The following is a 4,463-nucleotide window of genomic DNA, read 5'->3' on the forward strand; positions in this document are numbered from 1 at the left end:
GAAGGCGAACAACCTGCCGGGCGGCGCGAAGCGCGTGACCAACGATCCGATGGAAGCGACCTACGTCGGCATCCACATGTGGAAGCAGGCCGTCGAGAAGGCGAAGAGCACCGACGTCGACAAGGTGCGCGTCGCGATGATCGGCCAGACGGTCGCCGCGCCGTCGGGCTTCACGCTCGCGATGGACGGCAACCATCACCTGCACAAGCCGGTGATGATCGGCGAGATCCGCGGCGACGGGCAGTTCAACGTCGTGTGGAAGACCAAGACGGCCGTGCGTGCGCAGCCGTGGAGCCCGTTCATCGCGGGCAACCAGGGCAAGCCGGACGTCGTCAGCTCGATTCCGGCGTTCCTGCGCCGGCAGCGGGCGGCGCTGGCCTGACGCCGTGCGGCACGTCGCGCTTCGTGTGCGACGTGCCGCACGCACGCTCGCCCGCTGCCGATGTGCCGGCCGCGCTTGCCGTGACCCATCGCCCGCGCCGGCGCCACGCCGCACCGCTCCCCTTTCCCACGCCCGACAGGATTCCCCGATGCCTACACGCCTTCGCCGAGCCGCCCGCGCGATCGTGGCATGCGCCGCCCTCGCGGGCTTGCTGCCGCACGCCGCGTTCGCGCTGACGGCAGCCGACACCGCCGCGCTCGCCGGCGACGACTTCGACGCGAAGACGGCCGCGATCGAACGGCTCGCCGCCGACACCGATCCGCGTGCCGTTGCGGTGCTCAACGCGCTGTCGAGCGGCGATGCGCTCGCGACCGGCGACGGCCACCTGCTGATCCAGTCCGGCGACACCGCGCACGACGCGCTCACGCAGGCCGCGACGCCGGCCGGCGACGCGCAGCCGGTGATGCTGAACAACCTGCTGCGCACGAAGATCACCGGCGCGCTGTCGGGCCTCGCGCTCGCGTCGCCCGACGTGGCCGCGCGGCGCGACGCGATCGACGCGCTGCTGAAGTCGCCCGACCCGGCGCTCAAGCCGATGATCGACCGCGCCCGCGCAAAGGAAACCGATCCGGCGCTGAAACGCCGCCTCGATGCGCTGTGGGCGATCGCCGCGCTGCACGATCCCGATCCGGCGAAGCGTCTCGAAGCCGTGCAAGTGGTGGCCGCGCGCAGCGACCTCGACATGATCGAACAGCTGCGCCCGCTCGTCGCGAAAAACGCGGACGGCAGCTACGCGGAACCCGACGCACGCGTGCGCGACGCCGCGCAACACGGGCTCGATACGTTGCACGCGCTGCAGCGCCGCGGCGAAATCGTCGGCACGTTGTTCGCGGGCCTGTCGCTCGGCAGCGTGCTGCTGCTCGCCGCGCTCGGCCTCGCGATCACGTACGGGCTGATCGGCGTGATCAACATGGCGCACGGCGAATTCCTGATGATCGGTGCGTACGCAACCTATGTCGTGCAGACGCTGATCCAGCGCTACGCGCCCGGCGCATTCGACTGGTATCCGCTCGTCGCCGTGCCGGTGTCGTTCGCGGTGGCCGCGCTCGTTGGCATCGTGCTCGAACGGCTCGTGCTGCGGCACCTGTACGGCCGCCCGCTCGAAACGCTGCTCGCGACCTTCGGCGTGAGCCTGATCCTGATCCAGGCCACGCGCATGCTGTTCGGCGCGCAGAACGTGCAGGTCGTGAACCCGTCGTGGATGAGCGGCGGCGTGACGGTGATGCAGAACCTGATCCTGCCGTACAACCGGCTCGCGATCCTCGCGTTCGCGCTCGCGGTGGTGTTCGTCGCGTGGGCCGTGCTGACGAAGACGCGGCTCGGCCTGTTCGTGCGTGCAGTCACGCAGAACCGCCGGATGGCCGCCTGCGTCGGCGTGAAGACCGCCCGCGTCGACGCGTATGCGTTCGCATTCGGTGCGGGCATCGCGGGCCTCGGCGGCTGCGCGCTGTCGCAGATCGGCAACGTGGGCCCCGATCTCGGCCAGAACTACATCATCGATTCGTTCATGGCCGTCGTGCTCGGTGGCGTCGGCCAGATCGCCGGCACGGTGCTCGGCGGCTTCGGGCTCGGCCTCGCGAGCAAGGCGATCGAACCGTTCTGGGGCGCTGTGCTCGCGAAGATCGCGGTGCTCGTGATGATCGTGCTGTTCATCCAGAAACGCCCGCAGGGGATGTTCGCCTCGAAGGGCCGCAGCGCGGAGGCTTGACGTGACTTCATACACCGATTCGATGTCGAACCCGGTCGCCGACGCGTCGAAGCCCGCTGCCGCCGCGCGCGCGGCGGACGGCTTCGCGCTCGGCCTGCCGCCCCGCCCCGCGCTGCTGTCGCGCCGCGCGTGGCTCGCGCTCGTCGCGCTGTGCGTGGCGATCGGCATCGGCGTGCCGCTCGCCGCGCTGGTTGCGCCCGAAGCCAGCGCGTTCCATCTGTCCGCGTACACGATGACGCTCGCGGGCAAGCTGATGTGCTATGCGATCGCCGCGCTCGCGCTCGATCTCGTGTGGGGCTACTGCGGCATCCTGAGCCTCGGTCACGGCCTGTTCTTCGCGCTCGGCGGCTATGCGATCGGCATGTACCTGATGCGCGAGATCGGCCGCGACGGCAAGTACGGCAGCGACCTGCCCGACTTCATGGTGTTTCTCGACTGGCACCAGTTGCCGTGGTACTGGAGCGGCACGCAGCATCTCGCGTGGGCGCTCGCGCTGGTCGTGCTCGTGCCGGCCGTGCTCGCTTGGGTGTTCGGCTTCTTCACGTTCCGCTCGCGCGTGAAGGGCGTGTACCTGTCGATCATCACGCAGGCCATGACGTTCGCCGCGATGCTGCTGTTCTATCGCAACGAGACGGGCTTCGGCGGCAACAACGGCTTCACCGATTTCAAGCGCATCGCCGGCTTCGCGATCACGTCGCCGGGCACGCGCACGGTGCTGTTGCTGCTGACGTTCGCGACCCTCGTGCTCGCGTTCATCGCCGCGCGCGCGATCGTCACGAGCAAGCTCGGGCGCGTGGTGACCGCGGTGCGCGACGGCGAGACGCGGCTGATGTTCCTCGGCTACAGCCCGCTCGCGTACAAGCTGTTCGTGTGGACCGTGTCGGCCGTGCTGTGCGGCATCGCAGGCGCGCTGTACGTGCCGCAGGTCGGCATCATCAATCCCGGCGAGATGTCGCCCGGCAACTCGATCGAAATGGCGATCTGGGTCGCGGTGGGCGGGCGCGGCACGCTGATCGGGCCGATCGTCGGCGCGTTCGCGGTGAACGGCGCGAAGAGTTTCTTCACCGCGTACTTCGCCGAATACTGGCTGTTCTTCCTCGGCCTGATCTTCGTGCTCGTGCCGCTCCTGCTGCCGCGCGGGATCATGGGCCTCGTCGAAACCGTGCTCGCGAAGGGGAAACGCGCATGAACGGAACGGCTCTCTACCAGTTCACGCCGCCGCCCGAAGACGAGTTGCTCGCCGTCAGCGGCAGCGCGTCGATGGGGCGCGTCGTGCCGGACGGCATCGATACGTCGCACGGCACGATCCTCTATCTCGAGGATATCGAGGTGAGCTTCGACGGCTTTCGCGCGCTGAAGAAGCTGTCGCTCGCGATCGACGCGGGCGAGCTGCGCTGCGTGATCGGCCCGAACGGCGCGGGCAAGACGACGATGATGGACGTCATCACCGGCAAGACGCGGCCCGATGCGGGCAAGGTGTTTCTGGGCCAGACGATCGACCTCGCGCGGATGAACGAGCCCGAGATCGCGCGGGCGGGCATCGGCCGCAAGTTCCAGAAGCCGACCGTGTTCGAACAGCATCCGGTGTGGGAAAACCTCGAACTCGCGATGCAGACCGACAAGGGCTGGCTCGCGTCGCTGCGCGCGCGGCTCGACCGCACCGCGCAGGGAAAGATCGAGGAAACGCTCGCGCTGATCGGCCTCGAAAGCCACGCGTATCGCGCGGCCGGCGAGCTGTCGCACGGGCAGAAGCAGCGGCTCGAAATCGGCATGCTGCTGATGCAGCGCCCCGCGCTGCTGCTGCTCGACGAGCCGGCGGCCGGGATGACCGACCACGAGACGATGGAACTCGCCGAGCTGCTGAACACGCTGCGCGGCACCTGCTCGATGATGGTCGTCGAGCACGACATGGAGTTCGTCGCGGCGCTCGCGGGCGACACGGGCCGCGTGACGGTGATGGCCGAAGGCGCGGTGCTCGCGCACGGCACGCTCGACCAGGTCAAGCGCGACGACGCGGTGATCGAGTCTTACCTCGGACGATGATGCGATGCTGAAAATCGAAGCGCTGAACCAGTACTACGGCGGCAGCCATATCCTGCGCAACGTGAACCTCGCCGCCGACGACGGCAAGCTGACCGTGCTGCTCGGCCGCAACGGCGTCGGCAAGAGCACGCTGCTGCGCTGCCTGATGGGCGTCGTCGCCGCGAAAAGCGGCAGCGTGTCGTGGCGCGGCGCCGCGCTCGGTGCACTGCCGCCGTATGCGCGCGTCGCGGCCGGGCTCGCGTACGTGCCGCAGGGCCGCGACGTCTTTCC

Annotated in this window: 5 protein-coding genes; all 5 read left to right on the plus strand. The window is 69.1% G+C overall.

The features are described 5' to 3' along the window. A partial coding sequence (locus JMF90_RS25625) for a transporter substrate-binding protein (RefSeq protein WP_201325581.1) occupies window positions 1–382 on the plus strand: 382 nt, incomplete at its 5' end. 148 nt (window positions 383–530) lie between these two features. Then, window positions 531–2,150 carry an urea ABC transporter permease subunit UrtB gene (urtB, locus tag JMF90_RS25630; RefSeq protein ID WP_201316766.1) on the plus strand — a complete coding sequence of 540 codons (1,620 nt, stop codon included), beginning with the start codon at window positions 531–533 and terminating at the stop codon, window positions 2,148–2,150. Between the two features lies 1 nt (window position 2,151). Beyond that, window positions 2,152–3,339 carry an urea ABC transporter permease subunit UrtC gene (gene urtC / locus JMF90_RS25635; protein WP_027810756.1) on the plus strand — a complete coding sequence of 396 codons (1,188 nt, stop codon included), beginning with the start codon at window positions 2,152–2,154 and terminating at the stop codon, window positions 3,337–3,339. Further along, window positions 3,336–4,193 (plus strand): urea ABC transporter ATP-binding protein UrtD, encoded by an 858-nt coding sequence (gene urtD, locus JMF90_RS25640; protein WP_006476695.1) that lies wholly within the window; start codon window positions 3,336–3,338, stop codon window positions 4,191–4,193. The genes urtC and urtD overlap by 4 nt, the downstream gene beginning before the upstream one ends. Before the next feature lie 4 nt (window positions 4,194–4,197). Beyond that, window positions 4,198–4,463 (plus strand): ATP-binding cassette domain-containing protein (locus JMF90_RS25645; protein ID WP_201325582.1); only part of this gene is annotated, 266 nt, incomplete at its 3' end.

Source organism: Burkholderia sp. E168m23, assembly GCF_016586125.1.
GTDB lineage: Bacteria > Pseudomonadota > Gammaproteobacteria > Burkholderiales > Burkholderiaceae > Burkholderia > Burkholderia orbicola.

Bases quoted from the DNA above. Each gene is read 5' to 3' on its own strand.
- urtB (WP_201316766.1), top strand. From the start codon at position 531: ATGCCTACACGCCTTCGCCGAGCCGCCCGCGCGATCGTGGCATGCGCC.
- urtD (WP_006476695.1), top strand. From the start codon at position 3,336: ATGAACGGAACGGCTCTCTACCAGTTCACGCCGCCGCCCGAAGACGAG.